This is a genomic window from Streptomyces cellostaticus (genome assembly GCF_001513965.1).
Classification (GTDB): Bacteria; Actinomycetota; Actinomycetes; order Streptomycetales; family Streptomycetaceae; genus Streptomyces; species Streptomyces cellostaticus.
The window spans coordinates 191891-217404 of sequence record NZ_KQ948023.1 but is presented as its reverse complement, the minus strand read 5'-3'; the positions used below and the strand labels follow the sequence as shown (position 1 = coordinate 217404).

The following is a 25514-nucleotide window of genomic DNA, read 5'->3' as shown; positions in this document are numbered from 1 at the left end:
TACGTACGAACATGGAGGCATGGCCACCACCGACCGGCAGGCCACGACGCTGGCCCTCGCACACGCCCTGTCAGCCGCCGAACGCGGACTGGCCGTCATCCCCCTGTCCCGGACGAAACTCCCGGCCCTGCGCTCCCCGCACCGCGACGACCCGGAACCGGAGGGGCCGCCCTGTCACGGCGCCTGCGGCCGCTTCGGCCACGGCGTGTACGACGCCTCCACCGACCCGGTGCGCATCCGCGAGCTGTTCGCCGCCGCGCCCTGGGCCACCGGCTACGGCATCGCCTGCGGGCTGCCCCCGCACCACCTGATCGGCGTCGACCTGGACACCAAGTGCGGCACGGACTCCTCGGCCGCCCTGCGCGAACTGGCCCTGCGGCATCTGTTCACGATCCCCGAGACGGTCGTCGTCCTCACCCCGAGCGGCGGCCGCCACCTGTGGCTGACCGGCCCACCGGACGTCGTCGTCCCCAACTCGGCCGGTCGGCTCGCCCCCGGCATCGACATCCGGGGCGCCGGCGGCTACCTCGTGGGCCCCGGCTCCCGCACCGAACACGGCGTGTACGCCGCCGCGCCCGGCACCGCACACCTGGCTCCCGCCGCCTGCCCACCGGCCCTGCTGCGTCTGCTCCTGCCCCCGCCCCGCCCCGCGCGCCCGGGGCCGCCGCCCACCGGCGACCACGGGCGCGGGCTGGTCCAGTTCGTCCTGACCGCCCACGAGGGCCAGCGCAACACCCGCCTCTTCTGGGCGGCCTGCCGCGCCTACGAGAACGGCCTCGGCCCCGCCCTGCTCACCCCGCTGATCGAGGCGGCCCTCGACACCGGCCTGACCGAACACGAGGCCCGGGCGACGATCGCGTCGGCGGCACGGATGACGGGACACCGGCCGTGAGGTGCGGGCCGCGGGGTCACACTGGAAGCGGCATGGGTACGCAGCGCACCGGTTCGGTGTGTGCGGGGTCGAGGGCGTTCAGCACCAGCCGGTAGTCGTTCGGGTCGTACGCCCCGCCCGCGTGACCGGTGAGGTCCAGCGGGCAGACGTCCTGCAACAGGATGTTGTGCACGGTCGCGCCGGGTCCGGCGGTGAGGAACTGGTTGGTGTACGGGGTGACGACGACGTCCGTTTTGGTGACGATGTTGGTGTAGGTGACACCGGGTTCGGTGTCGCCCTTGGCGTAGAGCTGCTGGATCACCGGGGAGCCGATCGTCTGGTCCTTGGCCGCGGGGCTGTCCAGGCCGAACGGCTTGCCTGCGTGCCCCGCCACGTCCAGCAGCCCATCGCCGAGATGGATCAGGCCGCTTGCGGTGGTGCCGTGGCTGCTGGGACTGATGCCCACCAGCTGGTGCACCTTCGCGGCGCCGCCGTCGAAGCGCAGGTACCACTGGGGCATCAGCCCGCCGCCCTGGGAGTGGCCCACCAGGTCGACCTTCGAGGCGCCCGTGGCGGCCAGCACCTTGTCGACGTAGGCGGCCAGTTCCTTGGCCGAGGCCGGGATCGGGCCGACCGCCTTGATCGGGGCGTGGGGTTTGGCCTCGCCGTAGTTGAGGGCGAAGACGCAGTAACCCGCGTTCTTCAGCACCGGGGCGAGCCCGCTCCAGTTGGCGAAGGCGTTGGCGAAGGTGCCGTGGATCAGCACCACCGGGTAGGGGTGGGCGGCCGAGGGCTTGCAGGTGAAGTCGTTGGCCCCGGCAGGGGAACGGTCGGGGTCCAAGGCCGAGGCGAGCACGGCCGGGGCTCCGTCGACCAGCCCCAGACTGCCGAGCGGGGCGGCGGGCGGCGCGGGCGAGGTCCCGGCCGCAGCATGCCGCGGCGCGGGGGCCGCGGAGGCGGCGGGGACGGTGGCGGTCAGGCAGGCCGCCGCGGCCAGGGCAGTGACTGCGGCCTTGAGGAATCGGCGCATCGTGGTGCGCACCTCCTGGTGACGGGTCGTCGGGGGGCTTGGAGCGGCCCCAGCTTCGACAGCCACCACGCCGCGTTCACGCACGGCGCGCCACGTGCGCCCGTTCGGCACACACGCGGTCAGCCAGGTGGGCGGATCACCCCACCACCGGAGGGGGAGAGTCAGGGGCCGAGCGGGCGAACCGCGTTTTCGCCGCAGATGACCCCGCGCAGGGAAAAGGGGCGCCTCTCATGAGAGACACCCCTTCTGACCTGCAAGGCTTACGACCTGTGCGGAGGCGGTGGGATTTGAACCCACGGTGACATCGCTGCCACGACGGTTTTCAAGACCGTTCCCTTCGGCCGCTCGGGCACGCCTCCCCGCATCCCGCCGGAGACCGGCGGCGCGGGTACAGATTACCGGCCCGCCGCCGGATCGTGGGGGCGTGGCCGTCACTGGTCCCACCGACGGGGCCCGCCCCGGTCGATGCGGAGGGGGCACAACGGTTCAACTCCTGGGCCCGCCGGGGCCGGTGGCCGGTCTACGGGAGCCCCGGGACCGCCGTACCGTCCGGTGGCGCAGTGGCAGATCGTGCTGTCCGCCATGGGCGTCTGTGTCGCCGGAGACCGGCCGCGAGGTCCCCCAGGGAACGAGGCTCCACAAGGAAGGGGCGCCTCTCCCCGAGAGGCGCCCCTTTTCCGTGTCGCCGGTGCGTCAGTTGTCGCCGGACCGCGCCGCCAGCGTGAGGTCCACCGTGTGCTCCTGGCCGCCCCGCTGGTAGGTGATCGCAACCTTGTCGCCGGGCTTGTGGGTCCAGATCTCGCCGATCAGGGTCGGTCCGCTGTCGATCACGTTGTTGTCGAGCTTGATGATGACGTCCCCGGGCTTGAGGCCGGCCTTGTCGGCCGGGCCGCCCGACTCGACCGCGGCGGCGCCGCCCGTGCCCTGGTCGGTGATCTTCGCGCCGCCGGTGGAGTCCTCCAGGGAGACGGACGCGCCGATCTTGGCGTACACCGGCTTGCCGGTCTTGATCAGCTGCTGGGCGACGTACTTGGCCTGGTTGATCGGGATCGCGAAGCCGAGGCCGACCGAACCGGACTGGCCCGAGCCGAATCCGCCGCTTCCGCTGGACTGGATCGCCGAGTTGATGCCGATGACCGCGCCCGAGGCGTCCAGCAGCGGGCCGCCGGAGTTGCCGGGGTTGATCGACGCGTCGGTCTGCAGGGCGCTCATGTAGGACGCCTTGCTGCCGGAGCTGCCGTCGCTGGAGGCCACCGGTCGGTTCTTGGCGCTGATGATGCCCGTGGTGACCGTGTTGGACAGGCCGAAGGGGGCGCCGATGGCGATGGTCTCGTCGCCGACGGCCACCTTGTCGGAGTCGCCGAGGGCGAGCGGCTTGAGGTCGGAGGGCGCATCCTTGAGCTTGATGACGGCGACGTCGTAGCCCTGGGCGTGGCCGACGATCTCCGCGTTGTACTTCTTCCCGTTCGGGAAGGTGGCCGTGAGCTTGCCGCCGTCCACCGCGTCCGCCACCACGTGGTTGTTGGTGACGATGTGGCCCTGCTTGTCGAAGACGAATCCGGTGCCCGTGCCGCCCTCGCCGTTGCTGCTCTCCGCCTCGATGGTGACCGTGCTCGGCAGCGCATTGGCGGCCACACCCGCGATCGTGCCGGGGGCGCGCTTGACCTGCGCGGCGCTGCTGTCGGAGGCGGAGACGGTGGTGGAGCTGTGGTTGTCGTTGTCCTTGGCCAGGGTGTAGCCGAGGCCGCCACCCAGGCCGCCCGCTACCAGCGCGGCCACCAGGACCGCCGCGACCAGCCCGCCGCGACCGCTGCGGGGCTTGGGGGCGGGCTGCTGGTACGACGCGCCCCAGCCGGCGCCCGGGCCGCCGGGGCCGCCGTCGCCGTAGGAGGGCGTGGCCGGGGGCGGGGGCGGCCAGGAGCCGTCCGGGGCGGGGCCGGGGTGACCGGCCGGGGGCCGGTATCCGTCGGACGGGCCCTGCTGGGCCTGCGCGGTGCCCTGCTCGGGCGCATCCGGGGTGCCAGGGGGCACGGGCGGGAGCGGAGCCGTCGGTGCGTTCCCGTCGGGCGCGGAGCCCTGCGGGTCAGCAGCGGGAGATGCCACCGGCACGGGAGGTACGGACGGCGCCGGGGGTACCGCGTTGCCCTCGTTCTCGGTGCTCACAGCTCTTCTCCTCGATCCACGGCTGTTGTCCTGGGTCGCACTCGGTCACGCTCGTTCACGCTGTCGTCGGTCCGGCGCGAAGCAGCTGTGCATGGTCCAGTGTCGTGCTTGTATGCAGTCAGTTTTTCCCACGGGCCGTCAGAGCACCATAAGCGGTGGCTGTGGGTCCAGGGCGATTCTTTATATGGGATTTTTCCGGCAAAAGTTATATAAACCAGCAGGGTGCACGCCCCCGTTCGCTGCCCGGATGCGCCTGCGCCGCCCCGTGTACCCCGCGTCGGTGGCACCATGACGCGGTGACCCACGCACCACAGCACCCCCTCCAGGTCGTCGCCCACCGGGGGGCCTCCGAGGACGCACCCGAACACACCCTGGCCGCTTACAAGAAGGCCATCGAAGACGGAGCGGACGCCCTGGAGTGCGACGTACGACTGACCGCCGACGGCCATCTGGTCTGCGTCCACGACCGGCGGGTCAACCGCACCTCCAACGGCCGCGGGGCCGTCTCCGCCCTGGAACTGGCCGAGCTCGCCACCCTGGACTTCGGCTCCTGGAAGACGCGCGAGGCCTGGCGCGGACGCGACGAGGAGCCCGACTGGGAGCACCGGCCCGAGGACCGCGAGGAGACCTCCGTCCTCACCCTGGAGCGACTGCTGGAGCTGGTCGCGGACGCCGGACGGCGGGTGGAACTGGCCATCGAGACCAAGCACCCCACGCGCTGGGCGGGGCAGGTGGAGGAGCGGCTGCTGCTCCTGCTGAAGCGGTTCGGGCTGGACTCCCCGGCCTCCGCCGCCGCCTCGCCGGTACGGATCATGAGCTTCTCGGCGCGCTCGCTGCACCGCGTGTGTGCCGCCGCGCCGACGATGCCGACGGTCTATCTGATGCAGTTCGTCTCGCCCCGGCTGCGCGACGGACGGCTGCCCGCGGGGGTACGGATCGCGGGCCCCTCGATCCGCATCGTGCGCAACCACCCCGCGTACGTGGAGCGGCTGAAACGCGCCGGTCACCAGGTCCACGTCTGGACCGTGAACGAGCCCGAGGACGTGGACCTCTGTGTCGAGCTGGGCGTCGACGCCCTCATCACCAACCGTCCGCGCGCGGTGCTGCGACAGCTGGGCCGCTGAGCACGGGAGAGCGGAGCCCAAGAGCCGGGTAAGGACCGGTCCTCACCTCTTGACCCGGCCGCCGGGCTCGAGCATCCTCCACTCTCGGCCACACCATTGAAATCCAGCCACACGACGACAGGCCCGTCACAGGGAGTGCTCCGGCGCGTTCGGTCCGTGTTCGGTCATGGCGAATGCGTCCCCGGAAGAGGATTGGCCGGTTTCCGGTACAGGCCAATGGGGCATCCACACCGTGGCGTGGGGCAAAGGAGGTCTCGGGGGTGGCGTTGGTGGTGGCACAGGAGGTGCCCACGTCGTCGAGCATGGCCGTACCCCATGGCCCTGCGGGCGTGGGCAAGGCTAGGCACCGGATGCGGTCGCAGCTGCGCAGTGGCGGCGTATCAGAACCGGTCATCGACGATGCCGTGCTGATCCTTTCCGAACTCTTGAGCAATGCCTGCAAACACGGGCGGCCCCTGGGCGACGCTCCGGCCGGGGACGGCGATGTGCGGGCGGCCTGGCGGGTGGACGCGCGCGGGCGGCTCATCGTGGAGGTGACGGACGGCGGCGGCCCGACCCGCCCGGCTCCGGCGACCCCGTCGGTCACCGCGCACGGCGGCCGCGGGCTGAACATCATCACGGCCCTCGCCGACGACTGGGGTGTCCGGGACGAGACCCGGGGCGAGGTCACGGTCTGGGTCGTGGTCCACGAGGACGTGCACGATCCGGATGCCGGGTGCCGCCGCGCCGATTTCGCTACGCGCGTCACCTCCTCGACGGTTCCGGCCATGGCCGAGCTGGACTTCGCGGACGCGTTCGACGACCTGGACTGAGCGCGGCGGGGACACGAGGCCTCGGCCGGCCTGAGCCGGGCGGGGGCACGGGAGTTGTCCACACGTTCACCCCGTCGGCGCCGCCCGCGTGTCCGTTGTCCACAGGTTCCCGTCCGTCGTGGCGCGAACGGCTAGGCTCCCGCCCGTACGAGACAAGCCGTAACCGGGAGACCCCACGATGGCCAAGAAGCGACCCCAGACGAAGGCCAAGCCACAGATCACGGACGGAGAGATCCCGGTTGTCGGCGCCCGCGAGCCCTGCCCCTGCGGCAGCGGCCGGCGCTACAAGGCGTGCCACGGCCGGGCCGCCGCACATGCCGTGACCGAGCTGGTGCAGCGCCCGTTCGAGGGGCTGCCGGGCGAGGGCGACTGGGTGGCGCTGCGCGAGCTGGTGCCGGCCGCGACGGTCGAGCTGCCCCTCAAGGGCGGCCTGCCCGAGGGCGTCCCGTCGGTCACGCTCGCCACGGTGCTGCCGATGGCCTGGCCCGCACTGCGCCGCGACGACGGCTCGGTGCTGCTCGGCCTGCAGAACGACACGCCCTCCGGCGACATCAGCCGCGACCTCGCCGACACCCTCCAGCGCGCGCTGGCGGTCGAGCCCGGCACTCCGGTGGTGGGCCGCCGCGCCCCCGCCGACGGTCCGCGCCTGCAAGACCTGCTCGACCCGGAAGGCGCGTTCGAGCCAGTTGTGCACAGCGGCTTCGAGTTCTGGGTGCCGGACCCGGAGAACGCCACCCCTGAGGTGGCCGCGTCCCTGGAGCGGGCCAACGCCGCCGCCATCCCGACCGTGAAGCTGTCCGGCGTGGACGCCGCGTACTGGTGCGAGACCCCGGAGAAGAACCACCTGCGCTGGGTCATGCCGTACCCCGAGGAGCGGCTTCTGGACGCTCTCGCCCGGCTGCACGCGGCGGGCCGCGCCGGGCTCGGCGAGGGCACCCGGCTGGTGGGCTCCTTCCGTGCTCACGGCCTCATGGTGCCGGTCTGGGACCTGCCGAGCGGCGTCACGGCCGAGGACGTGGAGAAGCCGGCCGCCGAGTTCGCCGAGCGGCTCGCCACCGCCCTCGCCGCCGAGGAGCCGCTCACGGCCGACGAGCGCCGGGCGCGCGGCGGACTGACCAACCGGCAGGTCACGCTCAACTGAGGCACTCTCGCGCCCTCGTCACGGCTGACCGACCGGTCAGCCGTGGCGAGGGCACCGGAACGCGTGACTCCCGTCACAACTCCCCGCCTCTACAGGGAAATCGGTGTCCGAATAGCCGAGATCGAATTTGCGAACCGCCGATCTCTTGTTACCGTTCCAGTAGCCCGGTTGCTGGTGCATCCCCCGTCGCCAGCAACCGGGTCTTTCCATGCCCGCCTACGGTGTACACCGCCCCGCGGAGCGTCAACTCCCGTTCGGTTTCCCGGAGTTGCTCGCCGAGCGCAGCAGCAGCCGCCCCTCGGCCCCGCGCGCGGCGAACTCGGTGACGGCCGTGTAGGCGTCCAGCGAGCCCCGGGTGCGCTCGCGGGGCGTCTCGCAGGTGGCGGGCTCGTCGTCGGCGCCCGTGGCACAGCGCGTCTCCACGGTCCGGCCGCCCGGCCCCATCAGGCTCAGCACGGTGTCCACGGCCGCGCCGGTGGCGTTGCGGTAGTAGGTGCGCGCCCAGGTGTCCTCGCCCTGGGTCAGCACACAGGTCTGCGCCTCGATCCCGTCCGGGGAGGAGAGATCGGGCCCGCAGCGGGCGGCGGTGGCCAGGCCCAGCCCGAGCAGCAGGGGGGAGCGGGAAGGGGCGACGGAGGGCAGTTTGGCGTCGTCGGGGGACGCGGTGACGGCGCTCCGGCCGCCTCCTCCCGGTGGCGCCGGCACATCGCCCACCTGCCCCGCGGACGCCACGGCCAGCGGCAGCGCCACCGCGGCCGCCACGACGCCCACGAGGGCAAGCAGACGAAGCCTGCGGGGGTCCGGCCCGCCGCGGTGCGACGACCGAGCGCCGTGACCCCCAGAATTACGCAGCATGTAGCGGAAGATAACGACCGCAGGCGGGCAAAAAGGCTCCCCCGCGCCGGACACCCCTACAACTCGGGCGCGCTCACACCCGTACGAGTGAGGGCGTCCACCACGGCGTCCACCACCGCCTCCACGTCGGGCACCCAGGGTGAGGCCGAGCCGGGCAGCGGTGCGCGCTCCCAGCGGACGGCACCCTGGCCGGTCTCGGACGGGGGCAGGGCGACATAGCCGCCCTCACCGTGGAAGCGCAGCGAGCCGGGTACGAAGTCCTTGGCGTACAGCAGTTCGCCCAGCTGTTCCATGGAGTACGGCCTGACGAGCACCGCCCAGCGGGTCGGCGAGGCGATGACCGGGCCGAGGCGCATGCCCCGCCGGTCGAGCAGGTCGAGGGCGTGGGCCGCGGCGGGCGCCGGCAGGCTGACCGCGCAGGGCGCACTGCCGCCGGTGGCGAGGATGATCGGCGCGGCCGGCCGGTTGGTCCACCACCAGCGCACCATGCGCGCATCGGTGGTGGCCGCGAGCAGACCGGGGTCGAACGGGTGTGCACCGGGCACCGTGCACTCCGGGTCGGGGCAGCCGCAGCGGGCCCGGCCCTGCGGGTCCGGGGCCACGCCCGGGAGTACGGGCCACTGCCATTGCGTCGCGAAGGCCAGGGCCGCGCTGATCAGCTCAGGCCGCCCGGCGTTCCGCCTGGACAGGAGCCTGCGTCGCCTTTTGAGGATCTCGCGCATGAGCGCTCGTTCCTTTCCGTTGCACCGCTGGCAACACCGTGGACCACATCACACCATGTGTCGATCACTTCACTGTGCGTACCTGTTGGCGCATCACACCCCTGCGTACGGCAGGGGGAACCCCAGGGGGTCGAGCATTGGCCGCGTCCGCGTCCATAGTGCGTCCATCAAAAGCACGGGCTGCGGCGCGGGGGTGGCGAAGTATGGCGTTTTGCCGTCGCGCGTATTTCTCTTCGCCTCCGCCACGGGAGGATGGGGCTCGGCCGTCGGTGGCTATGACGCCCGGGTCCGTCGCCAGGTTCCGGGTGGCCCCCAACCACCCCTGGCCTTCTCCGAGTACGTACCCATCACGACCGCTGTGACGCTCCGTGGAGCAAGGCCAGTCGACCGCAATCAACCGATCCCCGAGGCAGTTTTAAGCCAACTTGGCAGTAAGGCAAGGGTTTCGAAAGAAACCCACATCAGACCCATGGACACCAGGAATCCCGGCAGGACAATGCTGGACATCCCCTCACGAGTGCGTGTACATGTGGAGACACCGCTAGCGGCGCAGAATGACATGGGGGTTTGCGATGCTTCTGAGCAATACGCACCGGTCTGAAGGCCGGACGCCATGAACGCCCCGCACCCTCCGAAAGTGGCTGGAATCGATCCAACGGTCCCCACGCCCGCACACACTGTCGCGTCCGCACCCCCCGCCCCGGACGCCGCTCCCGCCCTCCCCGCCCCCACCGGCCCCGCCCCCGGGACCCTGCTCCAGGACCGGCTGGCCGGCTGGGTCTCGGACCTCACGACCCTCCACGAGCTCACCGAACGCCTGTCCCGCACGGACGCGCTCGAGCCCGCCCTCCAGGAGCTGCTGCGCGCCGGATCCGCCCTCGTCGGCGCCCGCCGCGGCCTCGTCGTCCTGGAACCCGGCGACGGACTCGGCCACGGCACCACCATCGGCCTCGGCCTCGGCCGCGCCGACCTCGGCCACATCGAGACCGTGCCGCGCGGCTCCCTTCCCTACGGCGCCCTCCTCGACGCCGGCGCAGGCACCGAGATCGTGCACGCCGACCTGCTCGCCGAGGACGGCCTCGACCCCCGCCACCGCGAGGTCGCCGCCCGCCTCGGCTACGCCGCCAGTTACGCCCTCCCCCTGTCCACCGAGTCCGCCGGCCGACTCGGCGCCGCCGTGTGGCTGTACGACGAGCCCGCCGAACCGGACGAGCGCCGCCGCCACCTCGTCGGCCTGTACGTCCGCCACGCCGCCGAACACCTCGCACGGCTGCTGGAAGTCGAGCGCACGCGCGCGTGCGTGGCGACCATCGCCGAGGAACTGCTCCCCTCCCGGCTGCCGCGGGTGGCCGGTATCCAGCTCGCCGCCCGGCACCGCACCGGCCCGCGCGGCGGCGGCGACTGGTACGACGCGCTGCCGCTGCCCGATGCCGCTCTCGGACTCTCGGTCGGCTCGGTCACCGGCTCCGGCCCCAGCGCGGTGGCCGCCATGGGCCGGCTGCGCGCCTCCCTGCGGGCCTACGCCGTGATGGAGGGCGAGGACCCGGTCGCCGTCCTGTCCGACCTGGAACTGCTGCTGCGGCTGACCGAGCCCGCCCGCTCGGCCACCGCCCTGTTCGCCTACTGCGAACCCGCCCTGCGCAAGGTCACCCTGGCCGGCGCCGGGCACAGCCCGCCGCTGCTGATCGGCGAGCGGCGCACCGAGTTCGCCGAGACCTCCGTCTCCGCGCCGCTCGGCATGCTCGCCTGCTGGGAGGCGCCCAGCGTGGAGATCCAGGCGGAGGCCGGAGAGACCGTCCTGCTCTACACCGACGGGCTGCTGCACCGTACCGGCGACCCGATGGACCGCGCCTTCGCCCGGCTGCACGCGGCCGCCGCGAGCATCCCGCGCACCCTGCGCCGCGACCCCGGGGCCGTCGCCGACCACGTGCTGCGCACCGTGCTGCCGGAGGGCCTGGACACGGCGGACAGCAAGGAGGACGTGGTGCTGCTGGCGGCCCGCTTCGACTGAGAGCCTTCGCGCAGCCCTCTGGCATGAGCGGGCATAACAGGTCATCCGACCCGGGGCGTACCCCGGTACGACCGTACGATGATGGGGGTCCCCTGCTCGGGCACAGTCACGAGCGCCGTGGGCCCGGGGGAGATCACATGCCGTACGGAGGAGGATCACGTGTCCGACGAACTCAACCCGGAGACCCCGGAGACTGAGTCCGAGGAGCCCGTCAAGCAGCGGAAGAACGGCCTGTACCCGGGCGTCTCCGACGAGCTGGCCGAGAACATGAAGTCCGGCTGGGCCGACACGGAACTGCATGACCTGCAGCCGATCGCGCAGGCCGCCGAGACCGCCCGCCGCCGCGCCGCACTCTCCGCACGCTTTCCGGGCGAGCGCCTCGTCGTCCCCGCGGGCAACCTGAAGACCCGCTCGAACGACACCGAGTACTCCTTCCGGTCGTCGGTCGAGTACACGTACCTCACCGGCAACCAGACCGAGGACGGCGTCCTCGTCCTGGAGCCCACCGCGGACGGCCACAAGGAGACGATCTACCTCCTGCCGCGCTCCGACCGCGAGAACGGCGAGTTCTGGCTCTCCGGCCAGGGCGAGCTGTGGGTCGGCCGCCGCCACTCCCTCACCGAGGCCGAGCAGCTGTACGGCATCCCGGCCTCCGACGTGCGCGAGCTGCCGGAGAAGCTGAAGGAGGCCACCGGCCCGGTCCGCGTGGTGCGCGGCTACGACGCCGGCATCCAGGCGGCGCTGACCGACAAGGTCACCGCCGAGCGCGACGAGGAACTGCGCGTCTTCCTCTCCGAGATGCGGCTGGTCAAGGACGAGTTCGAGATCGGCGAGCTGCAGAAGGCCTGCGACTCGACGGCGCGCGGCTTCGAGGACGTCGTGAAGGTCCTCGACAAGGCCGAGGCGACGAGCGAGCGCTACATCGAGGGAACGTTCTTCCTCCGCGCGCGCGTGGAGGGCAACGACGTCGGCTACGGCTCCATCTGCGCGTCCGGCCCGCACGCCTGCACGCTGCACTGGGTGCGCAACGACGGCCCGGTCCGCTCCGGCGACCTGCTCCTGCTCGACGCGGGCGTGGAGACGCACACGCTGTACACCGCGGACGTCACGCGCACGCTGCCGGTCAACGGCACGTACAGCGAGATCCAGAAGAAGATCTACGACGCGGTGTACGAGGCCCAGGAAGCCGGTATCGCGGCCGTCAAGCCGGGCGCCAAGTACCGCGACTTCCACGACGCCGCCCAGCGCGTGCTCGCCGAGAAGCTCGTCGAGTGGGGCCTGGTCGAAGGCCCGGTCGAGCGGGTCCTGGAGCTGGGCCTGCAGCGCCGCTGGACCCTGCACGGCACCGGCCACATGCTCGGCATGGACGTCCACGACTGCGCGGCCGCGCGGACCGAGACGTACGTGGACGGCACGCTGGAGCCCGGCATGGTGCTCACCGTCGAGCCGGGCCTGTACTTCCAGGCCGACGACCTGACGGTTCCCGAGGAGTACCGGGGCATCGGCGTCCGCATCGAGGACGACATCCTCGTCACGGAGGACGGCAACCGGAACCTTTCCGCTGCGCTGCCCCGGCGGTCGGCCGAGGTTGAGGAATGGATGGCGTCTCTGAAGAGCTGACGTCAGACTGAATGGCCGGGTACCGGTGGGTACCCGGCCATTTCGTGTGCCGGTGGTTCGTGGCCGGTCGCGCTCACGTTGGGGGGATCGTGGACGACTTCTGGTCCGGAATCGGTGTCGACCTGCATGTGGAGCCCGAGGCGGCAGCGGGGCGAAGAGCGGGACTGGAGAAGGCGCTCCGGGACGCCGTACGGGACGGACGGCTGACGCCCGGGACACAGCTTCCGGCCACCCGGCGGCTCGCCACCGAACTCGGCATCTCGCGAGGAACGGCCAAGGCGGCCTACGACCAACTGGTCGCCGAGGGATACCTGATGGCGCGGCAGGGTTCGGGCACCCGGGTCGCCTCGCTGCCCTCCGTGGACTCCGAGGCGCCGCAGGCACACGCACGCGCGCGTGCGCCGCGTTTCGACCTGCGGCCCGGCAGCCCCGACGTGGGCGCGTTCCCCGCGGCGGCCTGGCTGCGCGCGCTGCGCCGCGCCATCGCGACGGCGCCCTCGCTGGCGTACGACTACGGCGACCCGCGCGGCCGGATCGAACTGCGCACCGCGCTCTCGGGCTACCTGGGGCGGGCGCGCGGCGTGCTCGCGCCACCCGAACGGATCGTGATCACCTCCGGCTATGTCCAGGGACTCGCGCTCCTCACGCGCGTGCTGGACGGTGCCTGTCTCGCCATGGAGGACCCCGGGCTGCCCTTCCACCGGGAGGTGGTGCGGCGCAACGGCGGGACCGTGCTGCCGGTGCGGGTGGACGAGCGCGGGGTCCGTGCCGGGGAGCTGGGCGAGGCGGCCGCCGTGGTGGTCACCCCGGCCCACCAGTACCCGACCGGTGTGACCCTGCACCCCGAGCGGCGCCGCGCGCTCACCGACTGGGCACGCGCGCGTGACGGGCTCATCGTCGAGGACGACTACGACGGCGAGTTCCGCTACGACCGCCAGCCCGTCGGCGCGTTGCAGGGCATGGCCCCGGGCCAGGTCGTCTACCTGGGCACCGCCTCCAAGACCCTCGGCCCCGCGCTGCGGCTCGGCTGGATGGTGCTGCCGCCGCACCTGGTCGACGCGGTCGCCGACGCCAAGCTGCACAGCGACCACCACACCGAGACCATCGGCCAGCTGGCGCTCGCCGAGCTGATCGACAGCCACGCCTACGACCGGCATGTGCGCGCGTGCCGGCTGCGTTACCGGCGCCGCCGGGACCAGCTGCTGGACCGGCTCGGGGCGCGGCGGAGCGTACGCGGCATCGCGGCCGGGCTGCACGCGCTGATCGACGTGCCCGACGAGGCCGAGGCCCTGGCCCGCGCCGAGGCAGAGGGGCTCGCGCTCGGCGCCCTCGGCGACCACTGGCACACACCCGACGAGGCCCGGCCACAGGGCCTGGTCGTCGGCTACGGCACCCCCCGGGAACGGCTGTACCCGGAGGCACTGGAGGTGCTGGCGAAGGTGCTGGACTGATACCCGGTGGCGGCCCGCGCGATGTGGCGGGCCGCCTGCCGGACCGCCGACCGTGCCCCCGGGACAGTCACACAGCCAGTGCTCGCACCCTGACCGGCAACGCATCCGGAAACAGCGCCCCGCAAGCAGACCCGCACTGCCCCGGGGGACTCCACGCACGCGCGTGCAGGCCGGCGTCGAACGCGACAAGGGCCACGGCGCCCGCTGCCGGTGGCGGCCCGCGCGATGGCGGCGGCAGCCCTCCGCCGCCCACGGGGGTCAGGGTGTGCTCGGTGCAGCGGCCGATCGCGCCGAGTGCCGCCCGCAGGGTCATCGAGGTGGCCGGCGACCGCCAGGCCGCCGGCCGTGACCGCGCCGCCGGTCACCGCGAGGGCCCGGTGCCGGGTGATCGAGGTGTTTCTGTGTTTTCCCGTCATGGCCGAGGAAGTGAGGAACGCCGCTTGTCGGTCCGATGGGCGTTACCGGCAAAACACTGTGAAGGACGAGGTCCCCGAGAAGAAGGCCGGAAAGGCATCCTCACGGCATCGGGGCGTGGTCGTGCAGCACCCGCTGGAAGAGTCGGCAGTCCCGCCATTTCCCGTTGATGTGCAGGTAATTCGGGGCGAGCCCGATCGGTTCGAAACCGCATTTCTGAAGCACCCGCTGCGAACCGGTGTTCTCGGTCAGCGTGGACGCCTCGATCCGGTGCAGTCCCATCCCGTCCCGGGCGGTACGGCAGACCTGCTCCACGGCGGCGCTGGCCAGCCCCCTGTTCTGTTGGTCGGCGGCGACCCAGTACCCGAGATACGAGCTGCAGAAAGGCCCGCGGGAAATCCCGGACAAGGTGATCGCCCCCACGATCCGCCCGTCCGGAGCCTCGAACACCCACGGCATCACGGCACCCTCGGCGGCCTGCCGCAGCAGCCCGTCGATGCGCTCCGCCTGGCCCTCGGCGGTGAAGAAGGAATCCGGTCTGACCGGCTCCCACGGTTCCAGATGTTTCCGGTTCCGCCTATAGGCGGAGGCGAGCGTGAAAGCGTCGTCCGGTGCGAGAGGGCGCAGGATCACGCCGCCCGCTATTTTCTCGGCTTCCATTTCCATGCGGTCGGTATGCATGCGCGCACCCTAACGGCGCGGGCTCATCAAAAGGGCCGTCATGCCGTAAGCAGGGAAGGATCTTTCTTCCACTTGAGAATCTTGTCGAAGCTCACCACCGTCCCGCCCCGGCCCGGTTTTGCGCCGATGTGGACGTGATCGGCGAGTTCCCTGATCAGACAGAGCCCGCGGCCGTGCTCCGCGTCCGCGCGGGCGGGCCGGATGTCCTGGGGGCGGGTGAATCCGGGCCCCGCGTCGGCCACTTCGATCCGGCACTTCTCGCCGTCGAGATACGCGGTCACCCGATAGGCCTCCGACCGGCCTCCGAGCGCGGCGCCCCCGCCGTGCTCGACGGCGTTCGCGCAGGCCTCGCTGAGCGCGACGGACAGGTCGTAGGAGACGTCCGGGTCGACGCCCGCCGTCTCCATCGTGCCGATCAGCAGCCGGCGGGCGAGCGGGACGCTCGCGGCCTCGCGCCGCAGATGGAGTGACCACCAGATGCTCATGCTCCAGCCTCCTGGCTGCGGCTCGACATACCGTTACGTATTGCCGTCCGCACGCGGCCGTAAGCACATCATTGACGTGACTCCGCCCATTCAGGCGATGCGCCCCGGGAGGAATCGGTGTATGAGGGCATGAAATCCGGCGGAAGATGATCTTCCAGTCCGTAATGGCGATCACCGGCCGTGACGAAATCCCGTGACCTGCCGTAGGGCTCGGGTAAGGCCAGTGCGATGATGAGCCCGCCATGACTGCCCCCCACCCGCGCACGGCGCGCCCCGGAGCCGGGCTCCGGATCCTGCGGGCCGCGGTGTTCGCCGCGGTCTGTGTCGTGCTGGCCGCGGCCGGGCACACACTGGCCTCCTGCGCGCGCGTGCCCCTGTGGACGCTCGGCGCGGGCTTCCTGGGCTCTCTGCTGCTCGTGGCACCGCTCGCCGGGCGGGCACGCTCGCTGCCGGGCATCGCCGCCCTCCTCGCACTCGGCCAGACCGTGCTGCACACGCTGTTCGGGCTGGGCCAGCACGGGGTCGCGGGCGCGATGCCGACCGGCTCGGCGGACACGTCACTGAGCAACGGCGCGCTCGTCGAGCGGGCCGCCCGGCTCTTGTGCGGGTCCAGCCCGTCGGCACTCACCCCCGGGCACGCCTACCGGCTCCTGGTCGACGCGCATCTCATCGATCCCTCGGGCCGGGCCGTGGGCGCCATGCCGGCCATGCAGCACATGGGCGACACCACCGGCTCCTCGGCGTCGCTGCTGCCCTCCCTGCCGATGCTGCTCGGGCACGTCCTCGCGGCCGTCGCCGCCGGCTGGCTGCTGCGCCGCGGCGACCTGGCCGTGCTGCGGCTGATCGAGCTGTCGGCGCACGGGGTCACCGAGGGGGCGCTCGTACGATCCCTGCGCGCGGCGCTCGCGCTGGCGCACGCCCTGTGCGCCGGGCTGCTGCCCGCGGCCGAGCCCGGCCCGCGTGGCCGTCGTACCGCCCGGGACGAGGTGCCCGCCCCGCACACCACCGCACTCCAGCACACGGTGATCCGGCGCGGCCCGCCCGCCGCCGCGTTCCTCCTCGCCGCCTGACGCGAGGCGACCACACTCCACCGGAGCCGGAAACGGAGAGCCGGACGGGAGAGGCCGCCGTCGCGCGGCACGCGCGCGTGCGCCCATCCACACGTGGCACCACGAACGGCACCGCCACGCGCACGCGTACTCCCGATCACCACCGCAACTCACTCGGAGTGGAGTGCTCCCTGCCATGAAGGCTTCTCGTATCGCCGCCGCCGCTGCTGCCGCGGGTACCGCCGTCCTCGCCCTGTCCGCCCCCGCCTTCGCGCACATCAGCGTGCAGCCCGAGGGAACTGCGGCCAAGGGCGGCTACGCGGTCGTCGACTTCAAGGTCCCCAACGAGCGCGACGACGCCTCGACCACCAAGCTCGAGGTGAACTTCCCGGCCGACCACCCGCTGGCCTCCGTCATGCCCGAGCCCCTCGCCGGCTGGAGCGTGAAGGTCACCAAGTCCAAGCTGGACAAGCCGCTGACGATGCACGGCGAGAAGATCGACGAAGCCGTCACCAAGGTCACCTGGACCGCCGACGGCAAGGGCATCGAGCCCGGCTACTTCGAGAAGTTCCCGCTCTCCGTCGGCGCCCTGCCCGAGGACACCGACCAGCTCGTGTTCAAGGCGGTCCAGACGTACTCGAACAAGGAGGTCGTGCGCTGGATCGAGGTGGCGCAGGACGGTAAGGCCGAGCCCGAGAACCCGGCCCCGGTGCTGGAGCTGTCGGCCGCCACCGGCGACCACCACGGAGGCTCCACGGCCGAGGACGCCTCCGAGAAGACCGACGGCAAGACCGAGAAGACGGCCGCCGCCGAGGGCTCGCAGAGCGACAGCGACACCACCGCGCGCGTGCTCGGCGTGGTCGGCATCGTCATCGGCGTCGCGGGCGTGGCCTACGGCGTCCTCGCCGGCCGCCGCCGGACCGCCTGACCCACCGTTCCGCCCGCGCACCAGGGGTCGTGCGACTCTGTCGTACGACCCGGTGCGCGCCGGAGTTCTCACATCTGGGACATTTTTCTATGCGCAAGAAGACGTTCGCCGCGGCCGCGCTGCTCGCCGCCGCCACCCTGACCCTCTCCGCCTGCGGCAGCGGTGGCGATGGCAAGTCGCCCGTCGCCGTGGTCTCCGAGGAGACCGACTCGGGCAAGGCTGCGACCATCCTCGACCAGCCGTTCGAGAAGCCGGACCTGGTCCTCACCGACACGCACGGCAAGAAGTACGACCTGCGCGCCGAGACCAAGGGTCACCCGACCCTGGTCTACTTCGGCTACACGCACTGCCCCGACATCTGCCCGACGACGATGAGCAACATCGCCGTCGCCAAGAAGGCGCTGCCCAAGGCCGAGCAGAACAACCTCAGGGTCGTGTTCGTCACCACCGACCCCGCCCGCGACACCCCTGCCGAACTGGGCAAGTGGCTCAAGGGCATCGACCCCCAGTTCATCGGTCTGACCGGCGACTTCGCCACCATCCAGGCCGGTGCCCGCTCGGTCGGCATCTCCATCGAGCCGACGAAGAAGGACAAGAACGGCAAGGTCGTCTCGGTGCACGGCACCCAGGTCATCGCCTTCTCGCCGAAGACCGATGCGGGTTACGTCTTCTACGGCGAGGACGCCACGGTCGACGACTACACGAAGGACCTGCCGAAGCTCGTCAAGGGAGCCAAGCCGTGAGGCGTGCCGTCCTGCCCGTGGCCGCGCTCGCCGGCGCCCTGGCCCTCGCGGGCTGCGGCTCCGGATCCGGCTCGGACTCCGGCTCCTCCAAAGCCGGACTGTCCGTGAGCGCGTCCTACATGCCCCAGCCCGTCTCCGCCGACATGGCCGCCGGGTTCCTGACGATCGCCAACAAGGGCGGCACGAAGGACGAGCTGACCTCGGTCACCAGCGACATCGCCGGCCAGGTCACCATGCACAGCACCGTCGGCGGGGCCATGCAGGAGAAAACCTCCTTCGCCATACCGGCCCATGGTCAACTCGTGTTCAAAAGCGGTGGCAACCATCTGATGTTCGAGAAGCTGAAGCGCAAGCCGGAGCAGGGCCAGAAGGTCACCCTGAAGCTCACCTTCGCGAAATCCGGGCCCCTCACCGTCGAGATGCCGGTGAAGTCCGCCACGTACAACCCGTCGACCGGCCACTGAGGGAGGGACCACCTTGACCCGGACCATCACCCCCCGCCTGCGGACCCTGGTGCTGCTGCTCCTCGCTGTCACCGGCGCGTTGCTCGCGGGCGCCGGACCGGCCTCCGCACACGCCGCGCTCACCGGCAGCGACCCCGCGCAGGGGGTGGTGGTCGACAAGGCACCCACCCAGGTGTCGCTCACCTTCTCCGAGAAGGTGGCGATGAACGACGACTCGCTCCAGGTCCTCGACCCCAAGGGCAAGAAGGTCGAGGTGGGCTCGCCGGCCAACGTGAGCGGGACAACGTACGCCGTGCAGCTCAAGAGCGGCCTCGCCAAGGGCACCTACACGGTCGCCTACCAGGTCGTCTCGGCGGACAGCCATCCCGTCTCCGGCGCCTACACCTTCTCCATCGGGGCGCCCTCCCAGACCGTCGTCTCCGGTGTCGGGACCGCGGCGGGCGGCGGAGTCGTCGGCTGGCTCTACGCGTTCGGACGGTACGTCTCCTACGCCGGGTTCATCGTGCTGGCGGGCGGCGCCGCCTTCGTGCTGGCCTGCTGGCGGAGCGGCTCGGGCGTACGGGCCATGCAGCGGCTCGTGGTCGGCGGCTGGCTCGCGCTCACCGCGGCCACCCTGTGGCTGCTGCTCCTGCGCGGCTCCTACACCTCCTCCGGGAAGTTCGGCGACGTCTTCGATCTGGACCTGCTCGGCCAGGTGCTGCAGACCAAGACCGGCGCCGCGCTGGTCTCCCGGCTGCTGCTGCTCGCCGCCGCCGCGCTGTTCATCGCCGTCCTCTTCGGCGCCTACAACCGCCGGGAGGAGGGCGAGGAGAAGCGCGACCTGACCTTCGGGCTCGCGGTCGGCGGGGTGGTCGTGGCCGCCGGGCTCGCGGCGAGCTGGGCCATGGCCGAGCACGCCTCCACCGGGCTCCAGCCGGGCATCGCCATGCCCGTCGACGTCCTGCACCTGCTGGCCGTCGCCACCTGGCTGGGCGGCCTCACCGCCCTGCTCGTCGCCCTGTACCGGGCACCCGCGGACACTCCGATCGAGGCCGCCGCCGTCCACCGGTTCTCCCGGGTCGCGTTCGGCTCCGTCCTCACCCTGGTCGCCACCGGCACCTACCAGGCCTGGCGCCAGCTCGGCTCCTGGTCGGCGTTCACCGAGACCCGGTACGGGCAGCTGCTGCTGGTCAAGATCGCGCTGGTGGCGCTGCTGGTGGGCATCGCGTGGATCTCGCGGCGGTGGACGGGACGGCTCGCGGACGTCACGAACACGGTCGCCGTCACCAAGAAGGCGAAGCAGCGCGAGAAGGAGCACGTCTCCGCATCGAAGGCCGCCGCCAAGGGTGCCGCTTCCGGAGACGGCAAGCGGGCCGCCCAGCTCGCCCGGCAGCGGGCCGCGGTGGACGCCGCCCGGCAACGGCAGCTGCGGGACGCCGACCCGAACCGCTTCGGTCTGCGCCGTTCGGTGTTCGCCGAGGCGGGCGTCGCCCTCGTGCTGCTCGCCGTCACCACCTGGCTGACCCAGACCGAGCCGGGCCGCACCGAGCAGGACGCCAAAGCCGCCACCTCGTCGTCCTCCAGCTCCTCCTCATCGTCGTCCTCGTCCTCGTCCGGCGCACTGACCCTGGACATGCCCTTCGACACCGGCGGCACCGACGGCAAGGGCCTCGTCCGGATCGACCTCGACCCCGCGCGCGTGGGCGGCAACGAGATGCACGTCTACGTGCAGCGGCCCAATGGACGCGCCTTCGACATCCCCGAGGTGAAGATCGCCTTCACCCTCACGGCGAAGAAGATCGGGCCGCTTCCCGTGACCCCCGACCACATCGCCACCGGCCACTGGTCGGCGAGCGGGGTGCAGATCCCCATGGCGGGCGACTGGAAGATCGCCGTAACCGTGCGGACCTCCGACATCGACCAGGTGACCGTCTCCAAGAACGCGCAGATCGGCTGAACCCCACCATGCCCGACCAGTCCATCCCTCAGGCCCGTACGTCCGACTCCGCGGTGCGGGAGCCCGTTTCCGACGGCGGCCAGGGCATCTCCCGGCGCGCGCTGCTCGGCACCGCCGGCGCCACCGGGCTCGTGCTCGGCGCGGCCGGCGGGGCCGTGGGCTACGCATCCGCGCCCGCCCGGGCCACTCCACTGACCTCGGTGGGCTCCGGCCGGGCGATGTTTCACGGGAAACATCAGCCCGGCATCACCGAGGGACTCCAGGCCCGCGGCCACCTCGTTGCCTTCGACCTGGCGGCGGGCGCGGGCCGCAAGGAGGCGGCAGCACTGCTGCGCCGCTGGTCGGCGACGGCCGACCGGCTGATGGCGGGCGAGGCCGCCCCGCACGACGACACCGACGTGGCCCGGGACGCGGGCCCGTCCTCGCTGACGGTCACCTTCGGCTTCGGCCACAGCTTCTTCGGCCGGACCGGTCTGGAGAAGCAGCGGCCGGGCGCCCTCGACCCCCTGCCCGACTTCTCCTCCGACCAGCTCGACAAGGCGCGCAGCGACGGCGACCTGTGGGTGCAGATCGGCGCCGACGACGCCCTGGTCGCCTTCCACGCGCTGCGCGCGATCCAGAAGGACGCCGGCAGCGCGGCCCGCGTCCGCTGGCAGATGAACGGCTTCAACCGCACCCCCGGCGCCACCGCCCACCCGATGACGGCCCGCAACCTCATGGGCCAGCTCGACGGCACCCGCAATCCGAAGCCGGCCGACGCCGACTTCGACAAGCGGATCTTCGTGCCCGCCTCGGGGGAGCCCGCGTGGATGGCGAACGGCTCCTACGCCGTCGTACGCCGCATCCGCATGCTCCTGGACGACTGGGAGAAGCTGTCGCTCACGGCCCAGGAGGCGGTCATCGGGCGCCGCAAGGCCGACGGGGCGCCGTTGTCCGGAGGCGGCGAAACGACCCCGATGGACCTGGAGAAGGCCGACGCCAAGGGCGAGTACGTCGTCCCGATCAACGCGCACGCCCGGATCACCCGGCCCGACCGGAACGGCGGCGCGGCCATGCTGCGGCGCCCGTTCTCCTACCACGACGGCATCGACGCGGCCGGGACGCCGGACGCCGGGCTGCTGTTCGTCTGCTGGCAGGCGGACCCGCTGCGCGGCTTCGTACCGGTGCAGCGCAAACTCGACCGCGGGGACGCGCTGTCGAAGTTCATCCGGCACGAGTCGAGCGGTCTGTTCGCGGTACCCGGCGGTGCGGCCGGGGGAGAGTACGTGGGGCAGCGGCTGCTGGAAGGGTGAGGCGAGGTTTCGCCTTTCTGGGTTTTCGGGTTTGAAACCACCCGGTCGAGTGGCGTCCGTGAGACACGGGAGACGCGTTTCACGGCGGCCATTAGGGTGAGGACATGCCAGCGAGCTATGCGTATCTCGGTCCCGAAGGCACCTTCACCGAAGTCGCCCTGCGCACGCTTCCGGAGGCGGCCACCCGGGAGCTGATCCCGTACGTGTCGGTGCAGTCCGCGCTGGACGCAGTGCGGACCGGCGACGCCGAGGCCGCGTTCGTGCCGATCGAGAACTCCGTCGAGGGCGGGATCACCACCACCCTGGACGAGCTGGTCGCGGGCGAGCCGCTGATGATCTACCGCGAGGTGCTGCTGTCGATCACCTTCGCGCTGCTGGTCCGGCCGGGCACGAAGCTGTCCGACATCAAGACGGTCTCCGCGCATCCGGCCGCCCAGCCTCAGGTCCGCAACTGGCTCAAGAAGAACCTCCCGGATGTCCACTGGGAGTCGGCCGCCTCGAACGCGGACGCCGCGCGCCTGGTCCAGGAGGGCCAGTACGACGCCGCCTTCGCGGGCGAGTTCGCCGCCGCCCGGTACGGCCTCACGGCCCTGGAGACCGGTATCCACGACGCGGAGAACGCGCAGACCCGGTTCGTCCTGGTCGGCCGCCCGGCCCGGCCCGCGGCGCCGACCGGTGCCGACAAGACCTCGGTGGTGCTGTGGCAGCGGGACGACCATCCCGGCGCCCTGCGCGACCTGCTCGGCGAGTTCGCCACCCGCGGCATCAACCTCATGCTGCTGCAGTCCCGGCCGACCGGCGCGGGCATCGGCAACTACTGCTTCTGCATCGACGCCGAGGGCCATATCTCCGACCGCCGGGTGGCCGAGGCCCTGATGGGGCTGAAGCGGATCTGTCTCCAGGTGCGTTTCCTCGGCTCCTATCCGCGCGCCGACATCAAGCCGGGCGAGGCCCGGCCCACCCTGCCGGGGACCTCGGACGAGGAGTTCGTGGCGGCGGCCGACTGGGTGGCGCGCTGCCAGGACGGCCGCTTCTAGCGCGGTCGTAGACTGCTTCCGGCCAGTCCTACCTGCATATCTTCGTTATCCACAGAAGTTATCCACAGGTCCGCTTCTCGACCTGGGGACAAGTCGACAGAGGTCGGCGACCCAGTCGACAAATCGCCCTGGACGTCCCTGTTGGGGTCGCCGTCCCGCAAGTCACCCTTCGTCCACCCGTTTCCTTTGGTTCATCTTTTGGAGCGACCTTTTTCCACCCGAAAGCGGGTGTCACCCCTGCTTGAACCGGGAATTCTTCAGTCCGGTCGACAGTTCCGGAGTGATCAATTCCGAAGTCCACAGACTTTCCGCACAGCCTGTGGATAACTCTTCCCGAGGCATGGATTCCTGTGGACAACGGCATCCCCAAGTGCCGCTCTCCACAAGGAAATCCGGTCAACCAGGCGTTCATCGACTGCTACGTTCCAGGGAATGAGACGGGTTTATTGACCGACTCCGACACACTGCGCAATTAACCCATAACGGCACGTAAGGCATGAGTCGCAATAGTGAGTCGTGGCCTGCGAGCTCGCACCGGTAGCCTTGGCCACGTGATTGACCTTCGCCTGCTCCGTGAGGACCCCGACCGTGTGCGCGCCTCCCAGCGCGCCCGTGGAGAGGACGTCGCGCTCGTCGACGCTCTCCTGTCTGCCGACGAGCGGCGCAGGTCCTCCGGCGTCCGCTTCGACGAGCTGCGCGCCGAGCAGAAGCAGCTCGGCAAGCTGATCCCCAAGGCCACCGCCGACGAGAAGGCCGAGCTGCTCAAGCGCGCGGAGCAGCTGAAGGCCGACGTCAAGACCGCCGACGCCGAGCGCGACGCCGCCGACACCGAGACCCAGGAGCTGCTCCAGCGGCTCGGCAACCTCGTCCACCCCGACGTGCCCGTCGGCGGCGAGGAGGACTTCGTCACGCTGGAGACGCACGGCACCATCCGTGACTTCGGTGCCGAGGGCTTCGAGCCCAAGGACCACCTGGAGCTGGGCCAGCTTCTCGGCGCGATCGACGTCGAGCGCGGCGCCAAGGTCTCCGGCTCCCGCTTCTACTTCCTCACCGGCGTCGGCGCCCTCCTGGAGCTGGCCCTGGTGAACGCGGCGATCGCGCAGGCCACCGCGGCCGGCTTCACACCGATGCTCACCCCGGCGCTGGTCCGCCCGCAGTCCATGGCCGGCACCGGCTTCCTCGGCCAGGCGGCCCAGGACGTCTACCACCTCGACAAGGACGACCTGTACCTGGTCGGCACGTCCGAGGTCCCGCTGGCGGCGTACCACATGGACGAGATCATCGACGCCGACAAGCTGCCGCTGCGCTACGCGGGCTTCTCCCCGTGCTTCCGCCGCGAGGCCGGCTCGCACGGCAAGGACACGCGGGGCATCTTCCGCGTGCACCAGTTCGACAAGGTCGAGATGTTCTCGTACGTCACTCCCGAGGACTCGCAGGAGGAGCACAAGCGCCTGCTGGAGTGGGAGAAGCAGTGGCTGACCTCGCTGGAGCTGCCGTTCCGCGTCATCGACGTCGCCTCCGCCGACCTCGGCGCCTCGGCCTCCCGCAAGTTCGACTGTGAGGCGTGGGTCCCGACCCAGGGCAAGTACCGCGAGCTGACCTCGACCTCGGACTGCACCGAGTTCCAGTCCCGCCGTCTGTCGATCCGCGTCCGCGAGGGCAAGCAGGTCCGCCCGCTGGCCACGCTCAACGGCACCCTGTGCGCCGTACCGCGCACGATCGTGGCGATCCTGGAGAACCACCAGCAGGCCGATGGTTCGGTGTACGTGCCCAAGGTGCTGCGCCCGTACCTGGGCGGCCGGGAGGTCCTGGAGCCGGTCGCCAAGTGAGCGCCGGATTCCCGTTCCGCCTCATCGCCACCGACCTCGACGGAACGCTCCTGCGCTCCGACGAGTCGATCTCGCAGCGCACCCGTGAAGCGCTCGCCGCGGCCACCGCGGCGGGCGCCGCGCACATCGTCGTCACCGGCCGCGCGGTCCCCTGGACCCGGCACATCCTCGACGATCTCGGCTACGACGGTCTCGCCGTCTGCGGCCAGGGCGCACAGGTGTACGACGCCGGGCGGCACCGCCTGCTGACGTCCGTGACCCTGGACCGGCAGCTGGCGGGCGTGGCCCTGGCGAAGATCGAGGCCGAGGTGGGCCCGCTGTACCTGGCGGCGAGCCGGGACGGCCTGGACGGCGAGGTGCTGGTGGGACCGGGTTACGCGACCACGGGCACGCTCCCCGCGACCCCCTTCACGGACGCGTCCGACCTCTGGACCGCCCCGCTGAACAAGATCTACATACAGCACCCGACGCTGAGCGACGACGAGCTCGCGGAGGCGTCCCGCCGGGCGGCCGGAGGCTTCGTCACCGTCGCCATGGCGGGCGCGGGCATCGTGGAACTACTGCCGCTCGGCCTGTCCAAGGCCACGGGCCTGTCCCTGGCGGCCCGCCGCGTGGGCCTGAAGGCAGCCGACACGATCGCCTTCGGCGACATGCCCAACGACATCCCGATGTTCGCCTGGGCGTCCCGCGGCGTGGCCATGGCCAACGCCCACGAGGAACTGAGGGCGATGGCAGACGAGGTGACGACCTCGAACGAGGAGGACGGCATCGCGGTGGTACTGGAGCGGTTGCTGGGCTAGCCGCGGGCCCCGCAGTGGCGGCCACCGCCGTGGGCAGTCGTTCCGCAGGGCGATGG

General features: G+C 71.5%; 22 protein-coding genes and 1 tRNA gene. 16 read left to right on the top strand and 7 right to left on the bottom strand.

Translation table 11 applies throughout. The features are described from left to right. Nucleotides 1-19 precede the first annotated feature (19 nt). Nucleotides 20-892: a bifunctional DNA primase/polymerase gene (locus AQI88_RS19405; protein WP_067000623.1), complete on the top strand. Its 873-nt coding sequence runs from the start codon at nt 20-22 to the stop codon at nt 890-892. Nucleotides 893-908: 16 nt separating this feature from the next. On the opposite strand, the gene AQI88_RS19400 is transcribed toward AQI88_RS19405, so the two are convergent. The 3 genes from AQI88_RS19400 to AQI88_RS19390 all read right to left on the bottom strand — a co-directional run bounded on the left by AQI88_RS19400 (nt 909) and on the right by AQI88_RS19390 (nt 4064). Then, nucleotides 909-1901, bottom strand: coding sequence for an esterase/lipase family protein (locus AQI88_RS19400; RefSeq protein ID WP_079057674.1), 993 nt, complete (start codon nt 1899-1901; stop codon nt 909-911). Nucleotides 1902-2173: 272 nt separating this feature from the next. After that, nucleotides 2174-2260: transfer RNA gene (locus AQI88_RS19395), tRNA-Ser, on the bottom strand. Nucleotides 2261-2594: 334 nt separating this feature from the next. Then, complete coding sequence (locus AQI88_RS19390; protein ID WP_067000620.1) at nt 2595-4064, bottom strand: S1C family serine protease; 1470 nt, start codon at nt 4062-4064, stop codon at nt 2595-2597. A 296-nt stretch (nt 4065-4360) separates the two neighbouring features. Here AQI88_RS19390 and AQI88_RS19385 point away from each other — a divergent pair, with 296 nt between their 5' ends. From AQI88_RS19385 to AQI88_RS19375, 3 genes are all read left to right on the top strand, one after another. Further along, a complete protein-coding gene (locus AQI88_RS19385; RefSeq protein WP_067000617.1) occupies nt 4361-5188 on the top strand; it encodes a glycerophosphodiester phosphodiesterase in 828 nt (275 codons plus the stop codon). Between the two features lie 173 nt (nt 5189-5361). After that, on the top strand, nt 5362-6000 hold the full coding sequence (locus tag AQI88_RS19380) for an ATP-binding protein (RefSeq protein ID WP_079057663.1): 639 nt from the start codon (nt 5362-5364) through the stop codon (nt 5998-6000). 178 nt (nt 6001-6178) lie between these two features. Further along, the gene (locus tag AQI88_RS19375) at nt 6179-7141 is read left to right on the top strand and encodes a DUF5926 family protein (protein ID WP_067000611.1); all 963 of its coding nucleotides are present in this window, start codon (nt 6179-6181) and stop codon (nt 7139-7141) included. 243 nt (nt 7142-7384) lie between these two features. Here the strand turns inward: AQI88_RS19375 and AQI88_RS19370 are convergent, their stop codons facing one another. Continuing rightward, nucleotides 7385-7996 (bottom strand): hypothetical protein, encoded by a 612-nt coding sequence (locus tag AQI88_RS19370; RefSeq protein WP_398698370.1) that lies wholly within the window; start codon nt 7994-7996, stop codon nt 7385-7387. A 56-nt stretch (nt 7997-8052) separates the two neighbouring features. Next, nucleotides 8053-8718 carry a bifunctional DNA primase/polymerase gene (locus tag AQI88_RS19365; protein ID WP_067000609.1) on the bottom strand — a complete coding sequence of 222 codons (666 nt, stop codon included), beginning with the start codon at nt 8716-8718 and terminating at the stop codon, nt 8053-8055. A 613-nt stretch (nt 8719-9331) separates the two neighbouring features. On the opposite strand from AQI88_RS19365, the gene AQI88_RS19360 reads away from it, so the two are divergent. The 3 genes from AQI88_RS19360 to pdxR all read left to right on the top strand — a co-directional run bounded on the left by AQI88_RS19360 (nt 9332) and on the right by pdxR (nt 13800). Continuing rightward, nucleotides 9332-10729, top strand: a complete 1398-nt coding sequence (locus AQI88_RS19360) for a PP2C family protein-serine/threonine phosphatase (protein ID WP_067000606.1) — start codon at nt 9332-9334, stop codon at nt 10727-10729. Between the two features lie 159 nt (nt 10730-10888). After that, nucleotides 10889-12349 (top strand): aminopeptidase P family protein, encoded by a 1461-nt coding sequence (locus AQI88_RS19355; RefSeq protein ID WP_067000603.1) that lies wholly within the window; start codon nt 10889-10891, stop codon nt 12347-12349. An 89-nt stretch (nt 12350-12438) separates the two neighbouring features. After that, the gene (pdxR, locus tag AQI88_RS19350; RefSeq protein ID WP_067000600.1) at nt 12439-13800 is read left to right on the top strand and encodes a MocR-like pyridoxine biosynthesis transcription factor PdxR; all 1362 of its coding nucleotides are present in this window, start codon (nt 12439-12441) and stop codon (nt 13798-13800) included. A gap of 516 nt (nt 13801-14316) precedes the next feature. Here pdxR and AQI88_RS19345 read toward each other — a convergent pair. Further along, a complete protein-coding gene (locus tag AQI88_RS19345) occupies nt 14317-14895 on the bottom strand; it encodes a GNAT family N-acetyltransferase (RefSeq protein WP_398698366.1) in 579 nt (192 codons plus the stop codon). A 38-nt stretch (nt 14896-14933) separates the two neighbouring features. Then, nucleotides 14934-15380 (bottom strand): ATP-binding protein, encoded by a 447-nt coding sequence (locus AQI88_RS19340; protein ID WP_067000597.1) that lies wholly within the window; start codon nt 15378-15380, stop codon nt 14934-14936. A 242-nt stretch (nt 15381-15622) separates the two neighbouring features. Here AQI88_RS19340 and AQI88_RS19335 point away from each other — a divergent pair, with 242 nt between their 5' ends. The 9 genes from AQI88_RS19335 to AQI88_RS19295 all read left to right on the top strand — a co-directional run bounded on the left by AQI88_RS19335 (nt 15623) and on the right by AQI88_RS19295 (nt 25458). Beyond that, complete coding sequence (locus tag AQI88_RS19335) at nt 15623-16450, top strand: hypothetical protein (RefSeq protein ID WP_067000594.1); 828 nt, start codon at nt 15623-15625, stop codon at nt 16448-16450. A 175-nt stretch (nt 16451-16625) separates the two neighbouring features. Beyond that, nucleotides 16626-17357 (top strand): YcnI family copper-binding membrane protein, encoded by a 732-nt coding sequence (locus tag AQI88_RS19330; protein ID WP_067000592.1) that lies wholly within the window; start codon nt 16626-16628, stop codon nt 17355-17357. Nucleotides 17358-17446: 89 nt separating this feature from the next. Further along, nucleotides 17447-18100 (top strand): SCO family protein, encoded by a 654-nt coding sequence (locus AQI88_RS19325; RefSeq protein WP_067000589.1) that lies wholly within the window; start codon nt 17447-17449, stop codon nt 18098-18100. Next, nucleotides 18097-18564 carry a copper chaperone PCu(A)C gene (locus AQI88_RS19320; protein WP_067000586.1) on the top strand — a complete coding sequence of 156 codons (468 nt, stop codon included), beginning with the start codon at nt 18097-18099 and terminating at the stop codon, nt 18562-18564. The genes AQI88_RS19325 and AQI88_RS19320 overlap by 4 nt, the downstream gene beginning before the upstream one ends. A 13-nt stretch (nt 18565-18577) precedes the next feature. Then, nucleotides 18578-20500, top strand: a complete 1923-nt coding sequence (locus AQI88_RS19315; RefSeq protein WP_067000583.1) for a copper resistance CopC/CopD family protein — start codon at nt 18578-18580, stop codon at nt 20498-20500. An 8-nt stretch (nt 20501-20508) separates the two neighbouring features. Beyond that, nucleotides 20509-21792 carry an iron uptake transporter deferrochelatase/peroxidase subunit gene (gene efeB / locus AQI88_RS19310; RefSeq protein WP_067000580.1) on the top strand — a complete coding sequence of 428 codons (1284 nt, stop codon included), beginning with the start codon at nt 20509-20511 and terminating at the stop codon, nt 21790-21792. Nucleotides 21793-21896: 104 nt separating this feature from the next. Next, nucleotides 21897-22829 carry a prephenate dehydratase gene (gene pheA, locus AQI88_RS19305; RefSeq protein WP_067000577.1) on the top strand — a complete coding sequence of 311 codons (933 nt, stop codon included), beginning with the start codon at nt 21897-21899 and terminating at the stop codon, nt 22827-22829. Between the two features lie 551 nt (nt 22830-23380). Then, complete coding sequence (gene serS, locus AQI88_RS19300; RefSeq protein ID WP_067000575.1) at nt 23381-24658, top strand: serine--tRNA ligase; 1278 nt, start codon at nt 23381-23383, stop codon at nt 24656-24658. Continuing rightward, nucleotides 24655-25458, top strand: coding sequence for an HAD family hydrolase (locus tag AQI88_RS19295; RefSeq protein ID WP_067000572.1), 804 nt, complete (start codon nt 24655-24657; stop codon nt 25456-25458). Before serS ends, AQI88_RS19295 begins: the two co-directional genes overlap by 4 nt. Nucleotides 25459-25514 lie beyond the last annotated feature (56 nt).

What these genes read in the sequence shown, in the direction of transcription:
- AQI88_RS19400 (WP_079057674.1), bottom strand. Translation starts at nt 1,901, where the DNA reads ATGCGCCGATTCCTCAAGGCCGCAGTCACTGCCCTGGCCGCGGCGGCC.
- AQI88_RS19345 (WP_398698366.1), bottom strand. Translation starts at nt 14,895, where the DNA reads ATGCATACCGACCGCATGGAAATGGAAGCCGAGAAAATAGCGGGCGGC.
- AQI88_RS19330 (WP_067000592.1), top strand. Translation starts at nt 16,626, where the DNA reads ATGAAGGCTTCTCGTATCGCCGCCGCCGCTGCTGCCGCGGGTACCGCC.
- AQI88_RS19340 (WP_067000597.1), bottom strand. Translation starts at nt 15,380, where the DNA reads ATGAGCATCTGGTGGTCACTCCATCTGCGGCGCGAGGCCGCGAGCGTC.
- AQI88_RS19405 (WP_067000623.1), top strand. Translation starts at nt 20, where the DNA reads ATGGCCACCACCGACCGGCAGGCCACGACGCTGGCCCTCGCACACGCC.
- efeB (WP_067000580.1), top strand. Translation starts at nt 20,509, where the DNA reads ATGCCCGACCAGTCCATCCCTCAGGCCCGTACGTCCGACTCCGCGGTG.
- AQI88_RS19360 (WP_067000606.1), top strand. Translation starts at nt 9,332, where the DNA reads ATGAACGCCCCGCACCCTCCGAAAGTGGCTGGAATCGATCCAACGGTC.
- AQI88_RS19370 (WP_398698370.1), bottom strand. Translation starts at nt 7,996, where the DNA reads ATGCTGCGTAATTCTGGGGGTCACGGCGCTCGGTCGTCGCACCGCGGC.
- AQI88_RS19335 (WP_067000594.1), top strand. Translation starts at nt 15,623, where the DNA reads ATGACTGCCCCCCACCCGCGCACGGCGCGCCCCGGAGCCGGGCTCCGG.
- AQI88_RS19325 (WP_067000589.1), top strand. Translation starts at nt 17,447, where the DNA reads ATGCGCAAGAAGACGTTCGCCGCGGCCGCGCTGCTCGCCGCCGCCACC.
- pheA (WP_067000577.1), top strand. Translation starts at nt 21,897, where the DNA reads ATGCCAGCGAGCTATGCGTATCTCGGTCCCGAAGGCACCTTCACCGAA.
- AQI88_RS19365 (WP_067000609.1), bottom strand. Translation starts at nt 8,718, where the DNA reads ATGCGCGAGATCCTCAAAAGGCGACGCAGGCTCCTGTCCAGGCGGAAC.
- AQI88_RS19380 (WP_079057663.1), top strand. Translation starts at nt 5,362, where the DNA reads ATGCGTCCCCGGAAGAGGATTGGCCGGTTTCCGGTACAGGCCAATGGG.
- AQI88_RS19375 (WP_067000611.1), top strand. Translation starts at nt 6,179, where the DNA reads ATGGCCAAGAAGCGACCCCAGACGAAGGCCAAGCCACAGATCACGGAC.